Source organism: Tenebrionibacter intestinalis (assembly GCF_016632365.1).
GTDB lineage: Bacteria > Pseudomonadota > Gammaproteobacteria > Enterobacterales > Enterobacteriaceae > Tenebrionibacter > Tenebrionibacter intestinalis.
Window position 1 is genome coordinate 19523 of the sequence record NZ_JAEPBH010000031.1, and the last position, 23885, is coordinate 43407.

The 23885-nt window shown below is 56.7% G+C and carries 23 protein-coding genes; 5 read left to right on the forward strand and 18 right to left on the reverse strand.

Going from position 1 to position 23885, the window contains the following annotated elements:
- Nucleotides 1-147: 147 nt before the first annotated feature.
- Nucleotides 148-1767, forward strand: a complete 1620-nt coding sequence (gene pckA / locus JJB97_RS12345; protein ID WP_238714306.1) for a phosphoenolpyruvate carboxykinase (ATP) — start codon at nucleotides 148-150, stop codon at nucleotides 1765-1767.
- A 276-nt stretch (nucleotides 1768-2043) separates the two neighbouring features.
- Nucleotides 2044-2388, forward strand: a complete 345-nt coding sequence (gspS, locus tag JJB97_RS12350; RefSeq protein WP_238714307.1) for a type II secretion system pilot lipoprotein GspS — start codon at nucleotides 2044-2046, stop codon at nucleotides 2386-2388.
- A gap of 121 nt (nucleotides 2389-2509) precedes the next feature.
- On the opposite strand, the gene JJB97_RS12355 is transcribed toward gspS, so the two are convergent.
- The 14 genes from JJB97_RS12355 to gspC are packed head-to-tail and all read right to left on the reverse strand — an operon-like array spanning nucleotide 2510 to nucleotide 14241.
- The gene (locus tag JJB97_RS12355; RefSeq protein WP_238714308.1) at nucleotides 2510-3307 is read right to left on the reverse strand and encodes a prepilin peptidase; all 798 of its coding nucleotides are present in this window, start codon (nucleotides 3305-3307) and stop codon (nucleotides 2510-2512) included.
- Entirely contained in the window at nucleotides 3301-3765 is a 465-nt protein-coding gene (locus tag JJB97_RS12360; protein ID WP_238714309.1) for a general secretion pathway protein GspB, read from the reverse strand. Before JJB97_RS12360 ends, JJB97_RS12355 begins: the two co-directional genes overlap by 7 nt.
- Nucleotides 3744-4505, reverse strand: coding sequence for a type II secretion system protein N (locus JJB97_RS12365; RefSeq protein ID WP_238714310.1), 762 nt, complete (start codon nucleotides 4503-4505; stop codon nucleotides 3744-3746). Before JJB97_RS12365 ends, JJB97_RS12360 begins: the two co-directional genes overlap by 22 nt.
- A 1-nt stretch (nucleotide 4506) precedes the next feature.
- Nucleotides 4507-4956, reverse strand: a complete 450-nt coding sequence (gene gspM, locus JJB97_RS12370) for a type II secretion system protein GspM (protein WP_238714311.1) — start codon at nucleotides 4954-4956, stop codon at nucleotides 4507-4509.
- Complete coding sequence (gene gspL / locus JJB97_RS12375) at nucleotides 4953-6083, reverse strand: type II secretion system protein GspL (RefSeq protein ID WP_238714312.1); 1131 nt, start codon at nucleotides 6081-6083, stop codon at nucleotides 4953-4955. Before gspL ends, gspM begins: the two co-directional genes overlap by 4 nt.
- Nucleotides 6080-7000, reverse strand: coding sequence for a type II secretion system minor pseudopilin GspK (gene gspK, locus JJB97_RS12380; RefSeq protein ID WP_238714313.1), 921 nt, complete (start codon nucleotides 6998-7000; stop codon nucleotides 6080-6082). Before gspK ends, gspL begins: the two co-directional genes overlap by 4 nt.
- Nucleotides 6997-7587, reverse strand: coding sequence for a type II secretion system minor pseudopilin GspJ (gspJ, locus tag JJB97_RS12385; protein WP_238714314.1), 591 nt, complete (start codon nucleotides 7585-7587; stop codon nucleotides 6997-6999). Before gspJ ends, gspK begins: the two co-directional genes overlap by 4 nt.
- Entirely contained in the window at nucleotides 7584-7955 is a 372-nt protein-coding gene (gene gspI / locus JJB97_RS12390; protein WP_238714315.1) for a type II secretion system minor pseudopilin GspI, read from the reverse strand. Before gspI ends, gspJ begins: the two co-directional genes overlap by 4 nt.
- A complete protein-coding gene (locus JJB97_RS12395) occupies nucleotides 7942-8433 on the reverse strand; it encodes a prepilin-type N-terminal cleavage/methylation domain-containing protein (protein ID WP_238714316.1) in 492 nt (163 codons plus the stop codon). Before JJB97_RS12395 ends, gspI begins: the two co-directional genes overlap by 14 nt.
- Nucleotides 8408-8842 (reverse strand): type II secretion system major pseudopilin GspG, encoded by a 435-nt coding sequence (gene gspG, locus JJB97_RS12400; RefSeq protein ID WP_238714336.1) that lies wholly within the window; start codon nucleotides 8840-8842, stop codon nucleotides 8408-8410. The genes JJB97_RS12395 and gspG overlap by 26 nt, the downstream gene beginning before the upstream one ends.
- Before the next feature lie 18 nt (nucleotides 8843-8860).
- Nucleotides 8861-10063, reverse strand: coding sequence for a type II secretion system inner membrane protein GspF (gene gspF / locus JJB97_RS12405; protein ID WP_238714317.1), 1203 nt, complete (start codon nucleotides 10061-10063; stop codon nucleotides 8861-8863).
- 1 nt (nucleotide 10064) lies between these two features.
- Nucleotides 10065-11507: a type II secretion system ATPase GspE gene (gspE, locus tag JJB97_RS12410; protein WP_238714318.1), complete on the reverse strand. Its 1443-nt coding sequence runs from the start codon at nucleotides 11505-11507 to the stop codon at nucleotides 10065-10067.
- Complete coding sequence (gspD, locus tag JJB97_RS12415) at nucleotides 11504-13456, reverse strand: type II secretion system secretin GspD (RefSeq protein WP_238714319.1); 1953 nt, start codon at nucleotides 13454-13456, stop codon at nucleotides 11504-11506. The genes gspE and gspD overlap by 4 nt, the downstream gene beginning before the upstream one ends.
- A complete protein-coding gene (gspC, locus tag JJB97_RS12420) occupies nucleotides 13453-14241 on the reverse strand; it encodes a type II secretion system protein GspC (protein WP_238714320.1) in 789 nt (262 codons plus the stop codon). Before gspC ends, gspD begins: the two co-directional genes overlap by 4 nt.
- A gap of 394 nt (nucleotides 14242-14635) precedes the next feature.
- Here gspC and JJB97_RS12425 point away from each other — a divergent pair, with 394 nt between their 5' ends.
- Nucleotides 14636-16678 carry a glycoside hydrolase family 3 protein gene (locus JJB97_RS12425; protein WP_238714321.1) on the forward strand — a complete coding sequence of 681 codons (2043 nt, stop codon included), beginning with the start codon at nucleotides 14636-14638 and terminating at the stop codon, nucleotides 16676-16678.
- Between the two features lie 492 nt (nucleotides 16679-17170).
- Here the strand turns inward: JJB97_RS12425 and envZ are convergent, their stop codons facing one another.
- The 3 genes from envZ to greB all read right to left on the reverse strand — a co-directional run bounded on the left by envZ (nucleotide 17171) and on the right by greB (nucleotide 19977).
- Nucleotides 17171-18514, reverse strand: coding sequence for a two-component system sensor histidine kinase EnvZ (gene envZ / locus JJB97_RS12430; RefSeq protein ID WP_238714322.1), 1344 nt, complete (start codon nucleotides 18512-18514; stop codon nucleotides 17171-17173).
- The gene (gene ompR, locus JJB97_RS12435; RefSeq protein WP_006177890.1) at nucleotides 18511-19230 is read right to left on the reverse strand and encodes an osmolarity response regulator transcription factor OmpR; all 720 of its coding nucleotides are present in this window, start codon (nucleotides 19228-19230) and stop codon (nucleotides 18511-18513) included. Before ompR ends, envZ begins: the two co-directional genes overlap by 4 nt.
- A 249-nt stretch (nucleotides 19231-19479) precedes the next feature.
- Nucleotides 19480-19977 (reverse strand): transcription elongation factor GreB, encoded by a 498-nt coding sequence (gene greB / locus JJB97_RS12440; protein WP_238714323.1) that lies wholly within the window; start codon nucleotides 19975-19977, stop codon nucleotides 19480-19482.
- A gap of 155 nt (nucleotides 19978-20132) precedes the next feature.
- Here greB and JJB97_RS12445 point away from each other — a divergent pair, with 155 nt between their 5' ends.
- Nucleotides 20133-22460, forward strand: a complete 2328-nt coding sequence (locus JJB97_RS12445; RefSeq protein ID WP_238714324.1) for a Tex family protein — start codon at nucleotides 20133-20135, stop codon at nucleotides 22458-22460.
- A gap of 437 nt (nucleotides 22461-22897) precedes the next feature.
- On the opposite strand, the gene JJB97_RS12450 is transcribed toward JJB97_RS12445, so the two are convergent.
- A complete protein-coding gene (locus JJB97_RS12450) occupies nucleotides 22898-23176 on the reverse strand; it encodes a hypothetical protein (protein ID WP_238714325.1) in 279 nt (92 codons plus the stop codon).
- 479 nt (nucleotides 23177-23655) lie between these two features.
- On the opposite strand from JJB97_RS12450, the gene feoA reads away from it, so the two are divergent.
- Entirely contained in the window at nucleotides 23656-23880 is a 225-nt protein-coding gene (gene feoA / locus JJB97_RS12455) for a ferrous iron transporter A (protein WP_238714326.1), read from the forward strand.
- Nucleotides 23881-23885 lie beyond the last annotated feature (5 nt).

Consider the following 23885-nt stretch of genomic DNA (forward strand, 5'->3'; position numbering starts at 1 on the left):
TCATACTTTGACGCGTTGTTATCGGCCTCAGGGCCTTCTTACCTTTCAGCCTGAAGTTTCACGCAGATCTGTAACGTCGGTCGCGGCCAAAATCACCTGTAACGCCCTACAATTTAAAACAATATAAGTTAGCAAAGGAGCAGTGACATGCACGCCAGTGGCATTTCCCCTCAGGACCTCTTGCAATATGGCATTCATAACGTCGTCGACGTAATCTATAACCCCAATTACGACTCGCTTTTCCAGGAAGAGATGGCTCCGGGCCTGGAAGGATTTGAACGCGGGACGCTGACAAACCTGGGCGCTGTTGCCGTCGATACCGGCATTTTCACGGGGCGTTCCCCAAAAGATAAGTATATTGTGCGCGACGACACCACCCGCGACACCCTGTGGTGGGCGGATAATGGCAAAGGCAAAAACGATAACAAACCGCTTTCTCAGGAAACCTGGCAGCAACTGAAAGGCCTGGTCACACAACAGCTATCCGGTAAGCGCCTTTTTATCATCGACGCTTTTTGCGGCGCAAATGCCGACACCCGCCTGTCCGTACGTTTTATTACTGAAGTCGCCTGGCAGGCGCATTTTGTGAAAAACATGTTTATTCGCCCTACAGAGCAGGAGTTGCAAAACTTTAAGCCTGACTTTGTCGTGATGAACGGCGCAAAATGTACTAATCCACAGTGGCGGGAGCAGGGGCTGAATTCAGAGAATTTTATCGCCTTCAACCTTACCGAACGCATGCAGCTTATTGGCGGCACCTGGTATGGCGGCGAAATGAAAAAAGGCATGTTCGCCATCATGAATTATCTGCTGCCGCTGCGCGGCATCGCCTCCATGCACTGCTCGGCAAACGTCGGTGAAAAAGGCGATGTAGCCATATTTTTCGGCCTGTCCGGCACGGGGAAAACCACACTCTCCACCGACCCTAAACGCCGCCTGATTGGCGATGACGAACACGGCTGGGATGACGATGGCGTGTTTAACTTCGAAGGCGGCTGTTACGCTAAAACCATCCGTCTGTCTGAAGAAGCGGAGCCGGATATCTATCGCGCGATCCGCCGCGATGCGCTGCTGGAAAACGTAAGCGTCCGGGCTGATGGTTCAATTGATTTTGACGATGCCGCTAAAACCGAAAATACCCGCGTCTCTTACCCTATTTACCATATTGAAAACATCGTTAAGCCCATCTCTAAAGCGGGTCACGCGACAAAAGTCATCTTCCTGACCGCAGACGCGTTTGGCGTGCTGCCGCCGGTTTCACGCCTGACGGCTAACCAGACGCAGTACCACTTTTTATCTGGCTTCACCGCTAAGCTTGCCGGCACCGAACGCGGCGTAACGGAGCCCACGCCAACCTTCTCAGCCTGTTTCGGCGCCGCATTTTTGACGCTGCACCCAACGCAATATGCTGAAGTGCTGGTGAAGCGTATGCAGGCCGCAGGCGCACAGGCCTATCTGGTCAATACGGGTTGGAACGGCGCCGGCAAGCGCATCTCGATTAAGGATACCCGCGCAATTATTGACGCCATCCTTGAAGGCGCGCTCGACGATGCTGAAACTTTTACCCTGCCGCTATTCAACCTGGCTATTCCCACGGCGCTGCCGGGCGTCGATCCCAGTATACTTGACCCGCGCAATACGTGGCCTTCAGCCCAGGCATGGCAGGAAAAAGCCTCGCATCTGGCAAATCTGTTCGTGGATAATTTTTCAAAATACACCGACACGCCTGCCGGGCGTGCGCTCATCAGCGCCGGGCCGCAGCTTTGATAACCACAAACTGATATTGCCCGCCCTGCGGCGGGCAAATTTTTGGCTATCGACCATGCGCCCCTGACGGGCCGCGTCGCAGCGCCGTAAATCACCGGCCGCCTGAATATCTTCAACGCGCCAGCAAATAAGGCGGCCGCCCAACGCCTGATCGATGGGCTACGCCCCGCGCTGGCGGCAAAACCAAACCATTGCTTTTCGGCTGACAGCCGCAAAGCAGGCAAAACCACGCTTTGCCAACCATCAGGGAGCAGTGTTATAAAAATGGATAAATGTATGCGCAACGTCTTGCTACTCAGCCTCATCTTCCCCGTACTACTTACCGCCTGCCACCAGCGCTACCCGCAAACCCAGCGTCTGCAAATCGCCTCGCTCATTGCAGGCGCGCGCTATCTGAAGCAGCAGTGCGGCCGCGGCGATTTTCCCGGCGATGGGCAGATAGAACAGAGCGCCTACCGCGCAGCGCGCCATCGTGGCTGGTCGCCCTCAGCGGACATTCGCCCCTACAGCGAGCGGCTCTATCAGGGGCTATTGAAAGACGCCACCCCGCCGGCCACCCAGTGCGCCGAATTCAGCCAGTTGCTACAGCCTTTTATCGCCACGCTGCCGGTAAAAAGTTAAAAAAGCGATAAATCTACCGGCGATATACGCCCGCCAAATAATGGATAACGCCTGGCCCGAAACGTCATGTAGCGGCAACCGACGAATACGCTACTGCCCGGCTTCACACCGTAACCCCGAATTACCCGACGCCGGGCGCGGCGATAAACCACCAACCGGCAAGGGCGAGGCTCGGCCCGAAAGGAAAGGCCTGCGCACGCTGTATACGCCCTGCCAGACGAAGCCCCCCCATCCACACCAGGCCTGATATCGAGGCACACAGCAGCAGCGCCGGCAAAGCCTGCCAGCCGCACCAGGCCCCCAGCGCCGCCAGCAGCTTAAAATCACCATAGCCCAGGCCTTCGCGGCCGGTAAATAATAGAAAAACCTGATAAACGCCCCACAGCGCGAGCCATCCGGCCATCGCCCCGATAACCGCATCCGCCAGCGGCACAATATTACCCTGCAGGTTTGCCAACAGCCCCAGCCACAACAGCGAGAGCGTTAACACATCCGGCAGCAGCATATGTTCCAGATCGATACACGCCAGCGCTATCAACAGCCAACAGCAAAGCGCCAGCATCAGCGCCTGTAAACCCGGCGGCCACGCAAACGCAACCCATTCCGTACACAGCGCCGTTGCCAGTTCAACCAGCGGGTAGCGCCAACTGATGCGACGGGCGCAGCGGCGGCAGCGCCCGCGCAGCAGTACCCAGCTAATCAGCGGGATGTTGTCATAAAACGCGATGGTGTGATGGCAGCGCGGGCAGCATGAGCGCGGCAAAAAGAGATTAAAGCGCGCAGGCAGACCATCCTGCGGAATCGTATCGGCAGGCGCAAGCTGCCGGTTCACCATCACCGGCAATCGCCAGATAACGCAGTTCAATACGCTGCCCGCTATCAGGCCCAGCGCAAACATCTCTGTCAGCCACATCACCATACGTTATCACCGTCGCGCATCACAATGGCGTCTGTATCACCGCCTGGCCAGTCCCATGTCGCATCAAGGCGGAGCCTGCGACCCAGTGATACCAGAATCAGCGCCGCAGGCTGAATAGCCATGACTTCTTCGCCGCAGGGCAGCGTGTCGCCTTCCCGATATTGTTGCCCGTTAAGGGTGACGCTACGCTGGTCGGGGCTATCCGCCCAAACGTGCGCGCTGTAACGCAGCGCCAGCAACACATTGTCATGACAGACCGGTTTCTCCCTGCTGACGAAGGCAGTATCCGCCTTTCTGACATGCAATGTCGCTACGGTATGGCGTTCGTTTTGGCGGGGTATGTCTCTTGCCGCCCATATATCTGCGGCAAACCAGCCGAGAGAAAAAAGCAGCAAAGCATAGAGCGTCAATAGCCAGACCGGGATTCGATATGCGCTCAGCGGGGGTGACGTATCCATTTTCCTGATATCTCCATAATCCTTTGCCCGCCATCCGCAGGGCGCGTTATGTTTTCCAGTATTAACAACCACTGCGCGGGAAGCGCATCCGCCGGGCCTGCGCGCAGAAAAATGCGATAATCGCCGCTCAATGCCAGACGGCCCTCAGCGCTTAGCGGCAGCGGCGCCGCAGGCTGATGCAGTGCGGCATGAATAGTGCGCCCCTGGCAGTTCAGCTCAAGGCGCGGCGCGCCAAGCAACAACCTCTGTCCGGATGCAGATAAGGCCGCGTCGCGCCAGTCCAGCTCTGCCGCAAGATCCAGGCATTCACTCAATGTAAAACGCAGCCTGTCCAACCGTAAAATGACTTCGCCGCTGGCCTCAAGCGGCAGAGGCGGCGCTATTCCCGCGCGTTCCATCACCGCCGCCAGACGCTGCGCGCTTGCCTGCCAGCGTCCGCCCGCAACCCACCAGCTCCCCAGCCAGCCAAACGCGGCCTCAATGCGTCCCGTCTCGCCGTTCGCGACAACGCTAACGCCAGGCCGCCCGTTATACCAGCCCCATTGCCAGCTCAGGCGACTCAGGGTGATGTTTTTCCAGCGCAGGTTCCGGAAATTTCCCTTCCACACTGCACCCGTTGCATCCTCAGCAATAACCTCGCCGGGAAGCAGTTTTACCGCCAGGCTTACAGGCGCAGTGGCCGCCAGCGCCATAAGATAAAGCAGAAGAAATAGCGCGCCGCCGCGCCAGTTTCGCCTCATTTCAGCGAGGCTCCAGCAATATATCGGCGCGAACGTTGCCATCCGAAGGCGTATTGCCCTGCATCTCCAGCGTCAGCACCTCCGCCGCGCCCTGCGCTTCCAGCGTCAGTAACCACGTAAGCAAAGCATCTGCGTTCGTTGATGCGATACCTACCCTTAGTTGGCCTGTCTGCGCGTTTAGCGTTTTCAGCACAATCCCCCGCCGCGCCGCATCCTCCTGCAATTCGCGCGCTACAAGCGCTCCCTTTGTACGCGCAGGCAGGCGCGTTAGCTGCCGCGCCTGCGTGGTAAGCTGAAGCCGACGCTGCTCCTGAAGCTCCAGCGCCCGGTGTAACGGCCGCCATATTCCCTGCCATAACATCAGCGCAGCAAACATCATCGCCAGTGCGGCCAGTAACCCACGTTCGCGCGCCGTCCGCCGGCGCCAGATATCCCGTATCACGCTCTTCATAGCGACTCTGCAGGAAGCAGCAACAGCGAGCCATCCCGCAGGCGCTCAAGCATAAAGGCGCGCTCAAGCACTGCCTGCGCCTGCGCAAGCTGTGCCGCTTCACCGGCCAACACAACCCGCAACTGCGGCGGCACGCTTTTCCAGCTAAACTGCTGTATCGTCACCCCCTGCGGCAACGCAGGCAGCGCTGACATCCACTGCGTCAGGCCCGCGCGGGCTTGCTGATTCGTCGCCCGGCGCACCTCAGCCTGCCAGTTCGTCAACGGCCGATCGGGAAAACGTTGCCGAAATAACCGCTGTAGCTGCTGATTCAGTTCGTCGTTTTGTCGCGCTAACTGCCATCCCGAAAGCCCTTGCCAGGCAAACAGCAGCGCCAGCGCAACGCCAGCCGCATATAGCGGGCGTCGCCAGGCGCACAGGCCGCGACGCGGCATACGCTCTGCCAGCAGGGAAACGCGACTGTGCGCTGCCTCTTGCGCCAGTAAGGCCAGAGCATCCTGTTGCGGCAACGTTTGCCACTCGGGCCTGTCCGGCGGAGCATCGCCATAACAGCCTGTCGCCGGCGCATCGGGCGCTTCGCGCCGCCAGGCGTCGGCCCATACGCTCAGCCAGTTTTCGTCAACCTGGGCGCCCTGCCAGCGCCCCGTGCGTAACAGCCAGCCGCCCTGCCAGCGCAGCGCCGTCGGCGCGCCATCGCGCATCGGCAGCAGCAGGGCGTCAGGAACGATTCTCGCCAACCGTATGCCCGCCGCGAGAAAAGGCGCCTGCCACCGCGTTAACTGCGCCTGCTCCAGCGCCGCGGCCCAGACGAACTGCCCCTCAGACGCCAGCGGTACGGTAACCATGTCCTGCATTGCCGCACCGAGTTTTTCCTCCAGCAGCCAGGGCAGCGCGCGCAGCCCTGGCGCATCGTGGCGGCCCGGCACGTGAACGCGATGAATCGCCAGCGTCGCAACCGACACCAGCAGGCAAAACGCATCATCCGCAAAGCGCGTCGCCAGCGTCCCCAGTTCATCTACCTCCACTTCGCCGCGCAACGTGCTATCGGTTTGTCTGCGTATCCACGCATACCTGCTTTCTGACGCGGCAATCTGCACCAGCACTATTTCACGTTTTGCGAGACTCATTCTTCCATCTCCTGCTGGCGCCACAGTACGTTGATTCGCCCGCCGCTGCGCTGTAGCAGGCTACGCTGGCGATACCAGGCATCGTCCATACGCGTCGTAATTCGCACATGAAAGTAATCACTGTTAAGCGTAATAAAGCGGCGCTGTCCGGCGAGCGACTTGAGGCCGCCGAAGGCCGCTTCCAGCGTATCCCAGCCGGTTGCAGGCCGCTGCGCCAGCCAGCGCCGCACATCTTCCTCGCTTATGTCTTCAGCCAGCGCGGCGAGCAATATCCAGTGCGCCGGCATAACGGTATTCACATTAATAGCCAGCGTTTTTACCGGCAACGCGCACAGTAGCGGACGCAGCGTACGCCAGATTTCCGCGCTCACGCCGCGTACCTGTCGCAGTTCGCTTACGCTCCACATCGGCTGCTGCGCCGTAAGATAAGGCGGCGTCAGCGCCGCATATTCGCTGTCTTTCGCGCCGCCCGCTCGCGGCTCATCGCCTTCGCCTATCCAGTCGGCGGCGGCGGCGGCGATCGACTGCGCCTGCGGCGCGTCAATACCGCTTAGCGTCAACAGCCGTATAAAAACGTCGCGCGCGCCATCGTCTTCCAGCGCGTTCAGGTTAAAGCAGGCCTGCGCATCGTCAATACGCATATGCAGTTGCCCCGTTGCCACAGGCAGATTTTCGCCTGACGTGGCCCAGCGTTGGGAAAGGTGGGTGTGACGCGCGTCATCCAGCGCATCAAGGCGCAGCAAGCCGCCGGCGACCGCCTGCGCGCCTGCGGCAAACCATCTTCCCTGCAGGCGCTGGTGCTGGCGCAGGCCATAGTGGAAGCTAAAAAACCAACGTTCCGTCGCTACGGCCGCCAGCGCAACCATCACCGCCAGCAGCAACAGGACCGACAGCAACGCCATTCCTCTTTGCTTCATTCGCCCTCCGCCAACAGAAAGCGGCGCGTTACCGTCCGGCCTTCTTTGAGAGACAGCCTCACTTCAATCGCCTGCGCCGTCGCGCCGTCGTCCTGCCATGACTCCCGCCACGCCCCCTGTGACCAGTAGCGCAACCGCAGCTCGCTGACATCTTTCAACAACCGTCGGCGGTGAGCGTCGCTGCCTGCGGGCATATCGGGATAATCGAGAAAATCCCGCACCAGGCTGCCATTATCGATACGATAACCAACGCGTTGCAGCGTCGAGCGCGGCAATACGCCGCCGGGGTTCGGCCAGCCTGTATGCGTGAAGGCAATCGCGTCGCTGCCGTTACGCCCGTCTGCGGCCTGCGGCGACGCGCCGCCCAGCGCGCCGGGAGTGCGCGACGGACGCGGTATCGCGGCGGAAAAATCTCTTTCCATGATTGCCAGCGCATGCTGAATCTGCGCCAGCCGTCCGGCATGCTGCGCCGAGCTTCGCTCCAGTCGCATACTTTGATAAAGAACCCGGTTCGCCAATAGCCCAAGCAGTGCGAAAACCGCCAGCGCCAGCACCATTTCCAGCAGCGTAAATCCGCGCGCGCTCATGGATACGCCACCCAGGTTTGCAGCGTGGTTACTGCTTTACCGCCGTGCGCCCACGGCGTGGGCGATACCTCAACTTCCAGCATTCGTAACCCCTGTAGCCCGCTTTCCACACCGCGCCAGCGCCAGTACCAGGTTTGCCCGCCCTGCTCGCTCTTACCAACCGTCCAGCGCAGCGGCGGCCAGACGTTGAGCAACGTCAGCTCAACTAGCTGATTTTCCGCCACCCCGTCAGCCCAGGCTTTCTCTTCCAGCCTGCCGGTACCGTTCGCCAGTTGCCCAAGGCTTTGCAGCAGCGCCAGCGCCGCCAGCGAAAAAATCGCCAGCGCTATCAGCACTTCCAGCAGCGTCATGCCGCTAGCGCGCTGCATCCCGCAGCTCCGTTGCAACCGGCCACCCGTCTTCATTCGGCCCAATTTCGACCACGGCGCGATCGCCTTGCATATAACGCAACCGGAAGGGCGTAATCTCGCCGCCTGGCAAAATCAGCACCTGTGGCGCATTGCCGGTTACCTCCCCGGCCACGCGCAACGTTAACCGCCAGCCTTCCGGCAGCGTTTGCGCGCCGCCGCCGGCAGGCAGATCCAGAGCCTGCCAGCCTCCCTGTCGCCAGGCTTTCAGTTGCCAGCGGTCGGCCTGCGCCTGCAGGCCATAAAGGCTGCCATCAAGCGCCGCTATACGCATCAGGCCGGTCATGCGCCGCGCCAGCCGCCCGGCCTCTTTATCAGCGCGAAAATCTCGCCCCGGCAACGCCGCCACAACAATCATCGCGCTCATACTGAGCAGCGCCAGCGCCAGCAGCACTTCCAGCAAAGTAAACCCCCTAGCGCGCCCAGTTGCCGATATCATCTTCTGTGTCCGGTTCGCCATCCTGGCCGTTAGACCAGATATCAATACGCCCGTGCCGCCCCGGCTGGCGATACTGGTAATCATTACCCCAGGGGTCTTGCGGAAGACGGCGGATATAGCCGTCCTGCGGATAGTTGCGCGGCACCGGCATTATCACAGGCTGCGTCACCAGCGCCGCCAGCCCCTGTTCGCCGGAGGGATAGCGATTATTATCAAGGCGGTACATATCCAGCGCGCTTTCCAGCGCCGTGATATCGCTGACTGCTTTTTGCACGTCTGCTTTTTCTTTATTTCCCATCAGATTCGGTACGACCAGGCTTGCCAGAATGCCAAGAATGACAATAACCACCATTACCTCAAGCAAAGTAAAACCCGCCTGGGACGCAGCCCGGCTCGTCGCTCGTTTCATCATCGTCACCTCCGTGTTTTACAGCGTCATCATCGAGTTAAGTTGCAAAATAGGTTGCAGGATAGCCAGTACGATAAACAGCACGACGCCTGCCATCGCCACCACCAGCAGCGGTTCAAACAGACTGAAAAATAAAGCCGTGCGGGCGTTCAGGCTGTTTTCCTGGCTATCTGCGGCGCGCGCAAGCATATTGCCCAACTCGCCGCTACGCTCGCCGGAGGCGATCATATGGCACATCATCGGCGAAAAAAGCGACGTTTGCGCCAGCGACTGATGTAAGCTCACGCCTTCACGCACCCGCTCCTGCGCGCCACACAATAATCGCGCCAGTTGCCTGTTACTGAGCGCCTGCGCGCCAATACGCATGGCTTCAAGTAACGGCACGCCGCTGTTGTAGAGAATGCTCAACGTGCGGGCGTAGCGGGCCGTGCTCACTTCCCGCACCAGACGCCCCGCCAGCGGCAGGCGCAGCAACCCACGATCCCATGCCAGCCGGTACGCGGGGTTTTGCAACATCCGCAGCGTCAGCAACAGCGCGCACAGCGCCGCCAGCGCCAGCCACGGCCCCGCCGCGCGCGTGCCGTCGCTCAATGACATTAAAAAACGCGTCGTCCACGGCAGCGTCTGTTTCATATGGATAAACTGCTCGGCAACCTTCGGCACAACCACGGCCAGCAGCGTGGACACCACGCCCACCGCGACCAGCGTCAGCACCAGCGGATAAACCAACGCCTGGGTCAGTTTTCCCCGCATGTGTTGACGCTGCTCTATATGATCGGCCAAACGTAGCAGCACGCTGTCAAGCTGGCCTGACGCTTCACCGGCCTCCACCAGCGCGCAGTACAGCGCACCAAAAATTCGCGGATGTTCCCGCAGCGCCTGCGCCAGCGAATAACCTTCCACCACGCGCGCCAGCACCGCTTGTATTACCTGCCTTACCCGCTTTTCCTCACTCTGCTGCGCCGCCACGCTCAACGCCTCATCCAGCGGCAGCCCGGCTGCGACCAGCGTCGCAAGCTGGCGCATTAGCAACGCCTGCGAGGCGCCGGAAATACGGCGCTGTAGCCGCAACGCACGCCGCGGCGCACGCTCGCGCACATCCAGCACGACCAACCCCTGCTCGCGCAGCCGCTGCCCGGCCAGACGCGCGTTTTGCGCCGTAATGCGCCCGCGGCGCGTCTTTCCTCCGCCATCCCGTGCCTGGAAACTAAACTCAGCCATCTCAGACGCTCCGGGTGACGCGGGTCACCTCTTCAGGCGACGTTACCCCCTCCAGCGCCAGCGCCAGCCCGTTTTGATACAGCGTATCGCCGCACAGGCTCTGCGCCAGCGCCCGCTCGTCATCCTGGCGCTGAATGGCCGCGCGCAGCGCATCATTCACCCGCAGCAGCTCATAAATAGCGGTGCGCCCGCGGTATCCGGTAAAGTTGCAGGCAGGGCAGCCTGCCGGGTGATAAATTACGCTACCGGCGGGCAATATCCCCTTTTCCGTCAACCTTTCGGGACGCCGGCATTCACGACACAGCACGCGCACCAGCCGCTGCGCCAGCACGCCCGTCAATGATGTCGCCAGTAAAAAAGGTTCCACGCCCATATCGCGCAGGCGTGTTACCGCGCCTGCGGCGCTGTTGGTATGCAGCGTGGATAGCACCAGATGTCCGGTAAGCGAAGCCTGCACGGCTATCGCCGCCGTTTCAGCATCGCGAATTTCGCCAACCATCACCACATCCGGATCCTGGCGCAGGATAGCCCGCAAACCACGGGCAAAGGTCATCTTCACCTTTGTATTGACCTGCGTCTGCCCTACGCCTGGCAGCTCGTACTCCACGGGATCTTCAATGGTAAGAATGTTGCGTTCTTTACTGTTGATCTGGCTGAGCGCGGCATATAGCGTGGTGCTCTTCCCCGCGCCTGTCGGTCCGGTGACCAGCAGAATGCCGTGCGGCTGCGCCAGCAGTTGCGTCATATGCCTGTGCAGCGCAGGCGCCATACCAAGCGATGCCAGATCGAGACGCACGCTGTTTTTATCCAACAAACGCAACACCACGCGTTCGCCGTGGTTAACCGGCAGCGTCGAAACACGCACATCAATCATGCGTCCGCCAAGACGTAAAGAAATACGACCGTCCTGGGGGACGCGCTTCTCAGCAATATCAAGCCGCGCCATCACTTTGATACGCGACACCATCAGCGCAGCCAACCGACGCTGCGGCTGAAGGATTTCGCGCAGCACGCCGTCAACCCGGAAACGAATGCTGAGCGAGCGCTCAAACGTTTCAATATGGATATCGGATGCGCCTTCTTTGATGGCTTCGCCGAGCATGGCGTTGATCAGGCGAATAATGGGCGCGCCGTCTTCGCTTTCCAGCAGGTCATTAAGCTCCGGCAGCTCTTCGGCCAGCGCGTAAAAATCCGTATCGTTACCCAACTCCTCCATGACGCGCTGCACCTGCTCGCCGCTTTGCTGGTAATACGCCACCAGTTGGCGTTCAAACTCCTCATCGTCAAGTACGCTCACCTGCATCGGCCCGCCGGCCACACGCCGCGCCTCCAGCAACGCCGTCGTCATCGCCTCACTGCGGCACAGCAGCAACGCATTATCACCCTCGCCCCGCGTTAACAACACGCCGTGGCGGCGGGCAAAGGCGGGGGTTAGCGCAGTCATTTCGCATCCTCGCTATAAAACAGCGCAATCGCGCTGCGCACTTCATTAAAACTCTGCACAGCATCCAGCGCCGGTAAATCAAGCCGGGCACGCTCCGCATTGCGCCACAGCGCAGGCTGACTATCGTCTTTGTCGTCGCGATGAAATTGCTGGTACTTACCGGAAGAGGCGCGATCGTAGTGCAGTTGATCGCGAATAATAGTTGGGCGAATAAACAGCATCAGATTGCGTTTCTCGCGGGATTTGCTTTTATAGCGAAACAGATTGCCAAGTAACGGAATATCGCCCAGTAGCGGCACCTTACTGGCGCTTTCACGGCTGCTATGATCCAGAAGGCCGCCTACTACTACAGTGGCGCCGCTGGTGACCAGCACGGCGTTGTTCACCGTGCGGGTATTAAATGTTACGCCAAGTTCGCTTGCGCGGCTGTTGTCCGCCACGCTGGAGACCTCCTGTTCAATCTCCAGCAGCACCGAATCGCCATCGTTAATCTGCGGCTTTACTTTAAGCTTAATGCCGACGGTTTTTCGCTCAACGGTGTTGAAGATATTATCACCTGAGGTGGTCTGCGACCCCGTAAGCACCGGCACTTCCTGGCCTACGTTAAACGACGCTTCTTTATTATCGAGCGTAACGATACTGGGCGTGGCAAGAATATTGTTTTTACTGTCGCTGGATAACGCCGTTAACAGCATGGCCCAGTTCCCGGAATAAAACCCGGCGGCGATACCGTTAAACGCGGCCATAGCGCTGGCAAGGCTTGAGGGAACCTCACCGTTTCGTTGATAGCTGTCCATACCCGCCATCACACGGGTAATGGGCAAGCCGGAACCGGTAAACTGGATAGCCCCCACGCTTTTTTGCGCCCACTGAATGCCAAGGCTCAGGCCGTCTGCGTTCTGTACTTCAGCGATTATGGCCTCAACCAGCACCTGCGGGCGGCGGATATCAAGCCGGGCAATCACATTTTCCAGCTCGTTCATAACGCCAGGCACGGCGTTTACAATCAGCGAATTCGTTTGCGGATCGGCTTTGATTATCGTATCGCGCGTCAGCGCCACGCTACTTTTTGCCTGTTGCGGATCGGCATTGAGGCTGCCGCTAACGCCTGCCAGCACATCCACCAGCTTTTCCGCGTTCGCGTATTTCAAATACACTACCCGGGTATTACCGCGGCTGACCTGGGGTTTGTCGAGTTGGCGCACCATTGCCGCTAACCGGGCGCGGGCGCTGGCGTCACCGCTTATCATTACCGCGTTAGTGCGCTCATCGGCGACAATACGCCCCGGCGGCGCTGCGTTTTTACCGGTATCCTGCACCATTTGCGTGACCAGCCGCACCACTTCCGCCGCCGAAGCATGCTGCAACGTAAGCGTCTGCACAGACTGACTTCCGGCGCTGTCCACGCGTTTAATAATCTGCATCAGGCGGTTAATCACCGCCGCACGCCCGGTAAGCAGCAAGACATTAGAGGGATCGTAATGCACGACGTTGCCGACGCCCGCATTGTCGTTAAGCTGGCGCAGTAGCGGCGCAAGTTCGCGCGCGGTTACGTTATGCAGCGGCGCAACGCGCGTAATCACTTCATCGCCTCGCGCGCTGGCGGCATCGTCCACTACCGGTACTGACGACATTTTAGCGTCTTTAGCCTTTATTACTTTCAGCACGCCGTTATCCATCGGCACTACGGCAAATCCATAGACATCGAGTACGCTTAAAAAGAACTGGTAATACTGTTGTTCGTTAAGCATATCGTAGCTACGCACAGTGATCGTGCCGCGCACGCCGGGATCGATAATCACCGTTTTATTAAGATTGCCGCTAACGGTGTTAATGAATTCGTTGACATCCACGCCCTTAAAGCTGGCAGAAAATTCTGCGCCATCCCCATACGGCGAAAACCCAAGGCTGGCGACAAGCGCCAGCAAACAACCACACAACCGCCTCATAATGCTTTCTCATCCAGTGAGACTGAAATATCGTGCCGCTGGCCGTCCCGCTCAACGGTAACGGTTAGTGCGCGTAACTGCGCAAGCTGCTGCAGAACTCGTCGCGCCTGCTGGTCATCTGTGAGATCGATCCCATTAATCGCCACAGCCAGATCGTCTGGCTCAAACCCCAGCGATTTAAACAATTCCGGCTTGCGCCCGGGATTGATGCGATAGCCGCGCATTGCGTCTTTTTCGCGTACCGGCGCCACGCTCAGGAAATCAGCGATATCCTGTGGACGCTGCGTTAGCTGCTCGCGCACCTCGCGCGCCACTCGGGCATCTGCTGAAGCAAGCGTTGCCTGGCGCGGCCAGCCCAGGCGCTTAGGGCCGCCAGGCTCATCGAGAATCACATGCCGCGCATTAATACTTCGCACCCGCACGCCCTTCACCGGCAGCGTATCGCCTTCACGGTAACTGGCCTGCCTGCCCTGGTAACGCAACACCGCCAGTCGCCGGCGGGCGTCATCGCTGGCAATAAGCCCGGTCAGCGTCAGCGGCAGCGCCGTATCTGGCAGCCCGGCGGCTGCGGGCGCATCATCTTGCGCGCCTGCCCCGAACAGCCCGCGCGCAAAGCGCGGCGGCAAGGAACGTTGATTTGAAACGAAAGAGGAGTGCGTAAACCTAAAAGGCGAAACCGGCGCCGCCAGTTGCCAGGTAATAAGCGCAAGCAAACCTGCGGCCAGCGTAGTAAACCCCCAAAATATTATGCGCGCTATCAGCGCGACAAAAACAGCCTGCTTCATTATTTTTATTTTGCCACTAAATAATATTATTTCTGTTTGAAATAATAACTATACGTTTATTTCTCAGACCAAAACCAACTGGAAACATCTTCCCTCCCACGCGCCAGTAATTAACAAAAACTTTATCAAACAAAAAATAATTTATAATTAGCCTCTATCTTTACGACATATCATTTATAAACATATACTAATAATTCATTTGTTTGTGAATAAAGTCACAAATTAAAATCCGATTATTTCAAGCTTAAATAAAACATGGCACAATCTGAAAAATCATAAAAAATGGCTGCCATAAACGAGGAAGGCTTTTGTATTGTTTTATTCTTTAGAATAAATCAGTTCATCTTCACTTTTGCCTTTCTCTTATCTCCCCTCTGGAAATGGAGTTATCAGCATGTTATTAAAAAGGAAGAGATTTCTTTTATTCAGCAGCCTATTAGCTGTTGGCCTGACCGGTTGTGATAACGATCACCATTATGACTCAACCCCGGATAAGGATAAACAACCTGAGCTGAATGCCAGGAATATTAAATTACTGACTATTAATGGCTTGCAGTTTAAAGACTTAAATAAAAACGGCAAGCTGGATAAATATGAAGACTGGCGGCGGGACAGCGAAACCCGTACCCGCGATTTAGTCAGTAAAATGACGGTGGAAGAAAAAGCGGGCGCCATGATGCACGGCACTATCACGCTCGACGAGAACGGACGCGTGGATTTCCCCGCCACCGATAAAGAAATCAGAGAAACGCAGGTTAATACTTTTATTACCCGTATGGCGGGTGACCCAAACTTTATTTCCGCAGACAATAACAGGATTCAGGAAATAGCAGAAAATACCCGCCTGGGTATTCCTGTGACTATCAGTACCGATCCACGTAATCATTTTGTTAACGACCCTAACGCCACAAGCGTAGCAGCGGGCAGTTTTTCCCAGTGGCCGGAAACGCTGGGTTTTGCCGCCATTAATGATGCCGAACTGGTGAAAACTTTCGCCGATAACGCGCGCCAGGAATACCGGGCTGTGGGAATACACATGGCGTTATCTCCCCAGGCCGACCTTGCTACCGAGCCGCGCTGGGGGCGCATTAACGGTACATTCGGGGAAAACAATCAAATTGCCAAACGCCTCACACAGGCCTATATCGAAGGCTTCCAGAACGGCAGCAACGGCCTTAACGCCGACAGCGTCATTACTGTGGTGAAACACTTTGCCGGCGGCGGACCGCAGCGCGATGGGCTAGACCCACACAATATTTACGGTAAAGAGCAGGACTATCCGGGCGATAACCTGGAATATCATCTGGTGCCGTTCGAAGGCGCATTTGCCGCCAACGTCGCCTCCGTAATGCCCTATTACGGCCAGCCTGTCGGCCTGTGGTACAACGGCGAACTGATCGAGGAAGTGGGCTTTGGTTATAATAAACAGGTCCTCACCGATATTCTGCGTGGCCGCTTCGGCTTTAAGGGCGTCATCCTTAGCGACTGGGGTATTCTGGAAAGCTGTGAAGGGAAGTGCGCCTCCGGCATCAGCGATGCGGACATTGCCGCAGGCGTCTCGCCGTGGAGCGCCGGTATCGGGATGTCCTGGGGCGTGGAAAACCTGACCCGCCAGGAGCGCGTGGTGAAGGCCGTTGAAGCGGGCATCGATCAGTTCGGCGGTACAACCAATTCCAGCGATCTAATTGCCGCTATTAATGAAAAACAGCTCTCCACTGAAGCCATTGACGCTGCTGTGAGCCGCATTATGCTGCAGAAATTCAAGCTGGGGTTGTTTGAAAAACCGTTTGTGGATGAAACCAAAGCCGCGCAGATGGTTGGCAACCCAACGTTCCAGGCCCGGGCCGATGAAGCCCAGCGCCGCTCGCAGGTGCTTTTAAAAAACGACAATAACATGCTGCCGCTGGATGTGTCCGGCAAAAAAGTATTCCTGCATAATATGAACGCAACCGTCGCCGCACGCTATGGCCTGGAAGTCGTCGATACGCCACAGCAGGCCGAACTCGCCATTTTGCGCGTAGACACGCCGCACCAGAACGATCCGCACTATCCGTTTGGTTCGGTAGACTTCGGCCAACTCGGCTTTGAAGACGCCGATACCGTAGAGCTTGATAAAAAAGCAGGCAATTATAGCGGCAGCGACGACTATGCTTTGATAAAGCAGATTGAAGCGCTCAATATTCCCGTCGTACTGTCTGTTTACCTCAACCGTCCGGCGATCCTGACCAACGTAAAAGATCGCGTAAACGTATTGATGGCGAACTTCGGCGCTTCCGATGAAGCGGTGCTGGATGTCATCACCGGCAAAAGCAAGGCTGAAGGCACGCTGCCGTTCGAACTCCCGTCAAGCTGGCAGGAAGTGCTGGATCAAAAGCCTGACGTAGCGCACGATACCGCCAATCCGCTGTATGAAATGGGCGCGGGGATTAAACTTTAATATTTTGCAATGTAAACACTGGTGAAACCCGGTTATCAGTTTAGCCATAAAGCGGGAAAAAACGTCTTTTTGCCCGCTTTATGGCGAACAACCGAAAATCCATGCTTTGTTTTTTCTGCCCTGACCGGCGCGTGCCGACAACCTTAACGCCCCGGATGAACCGGGGCATCAAGCCTGAACGTTGCCATTGTGGAGCGCCGCCATTAGCGGCGCTGAGACTGCTGACAAACCCCGTCCTGTCGTAGGCAGGATGGATGAAACACAATAAAAAATAGGGGAAATCAATGCATTGATTTTCGCCTGCTTACTACAAAGAAGGAAAAACTCCGTTTTTGAGACTGCTGACAAACCATTCTGTCGCAGGCAGGATGGATGAAACACAATAAAAAATACGGAAAATCAATGCATTGATTTTCGCCTGCTTACTACAAAGAAGGAAAAACTCCGTTTTTTCCTTCTTTGCCAACAATCTTAAGCGCCGCCACGAGCCGCTTAAGCGTCGCCTTTGCGCCCGCCTGGCTGCATCGGCAGCCAGGCGCGAATACGCAGACCGCCGCGCTCGCTTTCGCCAATATCCAGCGCGCCGCGGTGGTTATCAATAATGCGCTGCACAATAGCCAGCCCCAGACCGGTGCCGCTGGTGCTGCGCGCGCTATCGCCGCGTACAAAGGGCTGGAGCAGATACGTTAGCTGGTCGGGTTTAATGCCGGGGCCGTCATCTTCAACCTGAAACCAGGCGCGGTTAAACTCAACGCCGGTGCTGATCTTAATCCAGCCGTTGCCGTAACGTGCGGCGTTCACCACCATATTCGCAATGGCGCGCTTAATTGACAGCGGATGGATTTGCAGCGCAATTTCACCGGCTTTCAGGTCAGTAACTATCTCACGCTCATAGCCGCTTTCAGCGGCAATCACCTCGCCAATCACCGCATTCAGATCCGCGCTTTCCAGCGGCATTTCCTGGCCGGTGCGCAGATAATCGATAAACTGCTCGATGATGTCGTTGCACTCTTCAATATCTTTATTGATAGATTCCGCCAGATAGCCATCCTGCTCGCTCATCATTTCCGTTGCCAGGCGAATACGCGTTAACGGCGTGCGCAAATCGTGACTCACCCCCGCCATTAACAGCGTGCGATCGTCGGCAAGCTGCTTTACGCCAGAAGCCATATGGTTAAACGCCCGCGTCACCGAGCGCACTTCAGATGCGCCATACTCCCGCAACGGCGGCGGGATAATTCCCTTACCAACCTGCATCGCGGCATGCTCCAGCTCCACCAGCGGCCGGTTCTGGATACGGATAAACAGCCACGCGCCGCCAATCGCCAGCAGCATAATCGCAAGGGTATAGCGAAAAAGCGGCGAGAAATCGCCCTGGTGAATTTCCGTCAGCGGCACGCGAACCCAGATATTGGGCGAAAGCCAGGTCTTAAGCCATACTACCGGCGAGCTTTTATTGACCTCAACGCGTACTTCCGTCGGGCCGCTTAACTGCTGCGCCATCTGCTGGCTCAGGAATTCATAGTGCTGCGCCCAGCGCAGCCCCGCCTCTTCAGCCGCCTCGTCGGAATAAAGTGAAATACCCAGTTCGCGATAAATTTCACGCCGAAATGCGGGCGGCACGACCAGATGGGTGCCGTCCTCCAACTGAAGTTTATCGGTCATCAGCATCCGCACTTCGTATGCCAGCACCTTATTAAACTGCTGCAGGCTGGGCAAAATCGCAAAATTCAGCACGACAAGATAGGTCGTCACCAGGCTGACAAACAGCAAAGTGACGATCAGTAGCAAAGTGCGGGCAAATGAACTTCGCGGCGAGAAGCGCAATCGCCTCATGCCTTAGCGCCGTCCGGTACAAAGACATAGCCAAGGCCCCAGACCGTCTGGATATAGCGCGGGTGCGCCGGATCTTCTTCCACCATACGGCGCAGGCGAGAAATCTGCACGTCAATGGAGCGCTCCATAGCGCTATATTCACGCCCGCGCGCCAGGTTCATTAACTTGTCGCGAGACAGCGGCTCGCGGGGGTGGCTTACCAATGCCTTCAGCACCGCAAATTCACCGCTGGTCAGCGGCATCGGTTCATCTTCACGGAACATCTCACGCGTGCCGAGATTGAGTTTAAACTTGCCGAAAGCGATAACCGCCTCCTCCTGGGAAGGCGCGCCCGGTAATTCATTGGCCTGGCGGCGCAGCACGGCGCGTATACGCGCCAGCAGCTCACGCGGGTTGAACGGCTTGGGAATGTAGTCATCGGCGCCAATCTCCAGCCCGACGATGCGGTCAACTTCTTCGCCCTTGGCGGTAACCATAATGATCGGCATTGGGTTGCTCTGGCTGCGCAGGCGGCGGCAGATAGAAAGGCCGTCCTCGCCGGGCAGCATCAAATCCAGCACCATCAGATGAAAAGATTCGCGGGTCAACAACCTGTCCATCTGCTCGGCGTTAGCCACGCTGCGAACCTGGAAGCCCTGCTCGGTAAGATAACGCTCAAGCAGCGCGCGCAGACGCATATCATCGTCCACGACCAGAATTTTATAATTCTCTTGCATTGTTATACTCCCAAAGGTTCAGTCTATCGGGCTGCGCCGTGCTCTCTATCGGGCAGGAAACAGCTCGCCTTATTCTAAAAAAGCCCCCGCTCGCCACCAGTGAAATCTGGTATAAATTCCAGACAAAATTGTTACAAAGCATATTTAACAGCAGCTTAACTGCTCAATCCATCACATATTCACTGTTAACGGTTAAAAGCGCGGCTAACCACATCTCCGCCTGCCAGCCCCCCGGCACGGCCACAACGATTACGCCGTCTCGCCCTTCTCTTTTTCATAAGTAATCGCGTTAATAAACCACACTCTCTCGCCCTGCGGCGTCGGCACGACGCATTCTTCATCAACCTGCTTTTTCAGCAGCGCTCGCGCCATTGGCGAATCAATGGAGATATAATCTTTATTATCGCCGTAAATCTCCTGCGGACCGACAATACGAAATTTTTTTACCTCGCCCGCTTCGTTTTCAATTTCCACCCATGCGCCGAAAAATACGCGCCCGTCCTGCTGCGGCGAATAATCGACAATTTTTAGCGCCGGTAAGAGCTTGCGTAAAAAACGCACCCGCCTGTCTATCTGGCGCAGCAGGCGCTTATTGTAGGTATAGTCGGCATTTTCGGAACGATCGCCAAGGCTTGCCGCCCACGACACAATTTTCGTTATCGCCGGACGTTTTTCCTTCCAGAGATAGTCGTGTTCCTGTTTGAGTTTATTGTATCCCTCACGGGTAATCAGTCTGGTGCCTGTCATATTGCGCGCTTTCTTCTAAAAAGTGTCTAAAGATACCAGCGCCGAAGCTGGAAGTATCCGATTCGCCGCGTCACGGGGACGACGGCTGGCAATTTTGCACGCCAGTCCGTATAACTGTCCCCCTGAATTTTTGACTCACAGGACGACACTCCGCCATGATGAATGATTCACTCTGTCGCATTATTGCCGGTGAACTACAGGCCCGCGCCGAACAGGTTGAAGCGGCAGTTAAACTGCTTGATGAAGGCAACACTGTGCCATTTATCGCACGTTACCGTAAAGAGATCACCGGCGGCCTTGACGACACGCAGTTGCGTAACCTGGAAACACGTCTTGGCTACCTGCGTGAGCTGGAAGAGCGACGCCAGGCGATTCTGAAATCCATTACCGAGCAGGGCAAGCTGACCGATGAACTCTGCGGCGCCATTAACGCCACATTGAGTAAAACCGAGCTTGAAGACCTGTATCTGCCCTACAAACCCAAACGCCGTACCCGTGGCCAAATCGCTATTGAAGCGGGCCTTGAACCGCTGGCCGATATGCTGTGGAACACGCCGAACGCCGTGCCGGAAAACGAAGCGGCGGCGTTTGTCGATGCCGACAAGGGTGTCGCCGATGTGAAAGCCGCGCTGGACGGCGCGCGCTATATTATGATGGAGCGCTTTGCCGAAGACGCGGCGCTGTTGGCGAAGGTACGCGACTATCTGTGGAAAAACGCTCACCTGGTCTCAAGCGTAGTAAGCGGTAAAGAGGAAGAAGGCGCAAAATTCCGCGATTATTTTGACCACCATGAACCCATCGCTCAAGTGCCGTCGCATCGCGCGCTGGCGATGTTCCGCGGACGCAATGAGGGCGTGCTTCAACTCTCACTTAACGCCGACCCACAGTTCGACGAACCGCCGAAAGAGAGCTACTGCGAACAAATCATTATCGACCACCTCAACCTGCGCCTGAATAACGCCGCTGCGGACGGCTGGCGCCGCGCCGTAGTGAGCTGGACGTGGCGCATCAAGGTGCTGATGCACCTCGAAACAGAGCTAATGGGTACGGTGCGCGAACGCGCTGAAGAAGAAGCGATTAACGTCTTCGCCCGCAACCTGCATGATTTGCTGATGGCCGCGCCTGCCGGCTTGCGCGCCACAATGGGCCTCGATCCGGGGCTGCGTACCGGCGTAAAAGTAGCGGTGGTTGACGCTACCGGTAAGCTGGTGGCCACCGATACCATTTACCCGCATACCGGCCAGGCGGCAAAAGCCGCAGCGGCGATTGCCGCGCTGTGCGAAAAATATAACGTAGAGCTGGTGGCTATCGGCAACGGCACCGCATCGCGTGAAACAGAGCGCTTCTATCTCGACGTGCAAAAGCAGTTCCCGAAAGTCACAGGCCAGAAAGTGATTGTCAGCGAAGCCGGGGCATCGGTGTACTCGGCATCCGAAATGGCAGCGCTGGAATTTCCGGAACTCGACGTTTCGCTACGCGGCGCGGTATCGATCGCCCGTCGCCTTCAGGATCCGCTGGCAGAGCTGGTGAAAATCGATCCGAAATCTATCGGCGTAGGCCAGTATCAGCACGACGTAAGCCAAAGCCAGCTTGCGAAAAAACTTGATGCCGTTGTGGAAGATTGCGTAAACGCCGTAGGCGTGGATCTCAACACCGCTTCCGTAGCGCTGCTGACCCGCGTGGCAGGGCTGACGCGCATGATGGCCCAGAATATTGTGGCCTGGCGCGATGAAAACGGCCGTTTCCAGAACCGCCAGCAGTTATTGAAAGTAAGCCGCCTTGGGCCGAAAGCCTTTGAACAGTGCGCAGGCTTCCTGCGTATCAACCAGGGCAACAACCCCCTGGATGCCTCCACCGTACATCCAGAGGCCTATCCGGTAGTAGAGCGCATTCTTGCCGCCACGCGCCAGTCCCTCCAGGAACTCATGGGCAACGCCAGCGCTCTGCGCAGCCTTAAGGCCAACGATTTTACTGATGAGAAATTCGGCGTACCTACCGTTACCGACATCATTAAAGAACTGGAAAAACCGGGCCGTGACCCGCGACCTGAGTTTAAAACAGCGCAGTTTGCCGATGGCGTGGAAACGCTGAACGACCTGCTGCCCGGCATGGTGCTGGAAGGCGCGGTCACCAACGTTACTAATTTTGGCGCATTTATCGATATCGGCGTTCACCAGGATGGGCTGGTGCATATCTCTTCCCTGTCGGACAGGTTCGTTGAAGATCCGCATCAGGTAGTAAAAGCTGGCGATATTGTGAAAGTGAAAGTGCTGGAAGTGGATCTGGCGCGCAAGCGCATTGCGCTAACCATGCGACTGGATGAGCAACCCGGAGAAAGCAGCGCCCGACGCGGCAATAACGCCGCAGGCGCGCGTGAAAGTAAGGCGCGCCCTGGCGCAAAACCACGACAGCGTGAAACCACGACGGCAGGCAACAGCGCCATGAGCGATGCGCTGGCGGCAGCCTTTGGCAAAAAGCGCTGACCCGGCGGGCAAACGAACCGGAGACGGCATGTCCGCATGCCGCGAATTTACGCTTGCGGCAACAGCAAGGGCCGCTGCGGCCCCTCCGCCTGACGACAAAAAGGGCAAAACCACGTTTTGCCCTTTCAGCTTGTTGTCAAAGAAGGAAAAAACGGGGTTTTCCTTCTTTGTGGTAAGCAGGCGAAAATCAATGCATTGATTTTTCTTATTGTATTTCGTCCATCCTGTCTGCGACAGGATGGGGTTTGTCAGCAGTCTCAGGGCAAAACTGCGTTTTGCCCTTTTTGCCGTTAGCAGACGAAAAATAATTCATTGAACTTACTGGTTTACCTTGCGAATATTCCGGGCCGCCGCCACGCGTACCGGCGTTTGACAATCATCTCCGGGGCCGCTGCGGCGCTTTTTATTTACCGGCTCAGGCATCACGGCACCCTACTTTACGGTTTTTGTACAATCAGCTCATGGTAAATTTCAGGCGTAGGCGCATCATCATTTTCATCGGTTTGCTGAAACACCTGAACAATCTGCCAGCCTTCTTTCGCCAACTGCGGCAGCGTACCCTGAAGACTATCGGAACAGACAAAAATCGTTTTATTACTCAGCGATTGCCCGCTGGTAATGGGTTGCGGCTTTGACCGGCAGACGTAAGCTTCACCGGCAATTGCCGACGCAGAAAGGCAAAACGCCAGGGATGCCAGCGCAATGCGCTTATTCATCAGGATTCTCCTTTAACTATTATGCGTTCCATAACAGTTCATCAGCCTCTGTGGCACAACGATAAACTGACCGCAGCGTTATAACCTGGAGCAGGGGCTATGGCTACGCAGAAAAATCGCAAATTAATATCAAAAATTCTCCTTTCCCCTAATTAATTACCGGAAAACTAACCGGTTTTTATTCGCGAATTTTAATATAAAGTATTAGCGCAGCTTATTTTTACTGAAATATCGGGAGGTAATAACGTGCAATTTCTTCACCTCAGCACATCATTATTAACTTTTCATCCTTTTTATTCACGCTGAAATACTTTCTTTCCATTTTGCTATAAAAATGCGTTGCTCATGACAATTTGTTAATTGCAGATAAAAACCATTCTCATTATCATCGTATAGTTCTACTTCTTCTGGTTGACGTATTTCACCAGGCAGCACCAGCCGCCTTTTATTCGCTTCTCGATTATTACAGGAAGGCCATTATGCGATTTCTCCCTAACAGTACGTGGAAGATTACAGGTTTCGCCAGCGAGATCCGCCCTGCGTATCGGCAAAAGCTTCTCTCACTCGGTATGCTGCCTGGATCATCGTTTCGCGTGGTGCGCGTTGCGCCTTTTGGCGATCCGATACATATTGAAACGCGTCGCGTCAGCCTGGTGCTGCGTAAAAAAGATCTCGCATTGCTCAATACCGAAGCCGCGTCATAACGCCA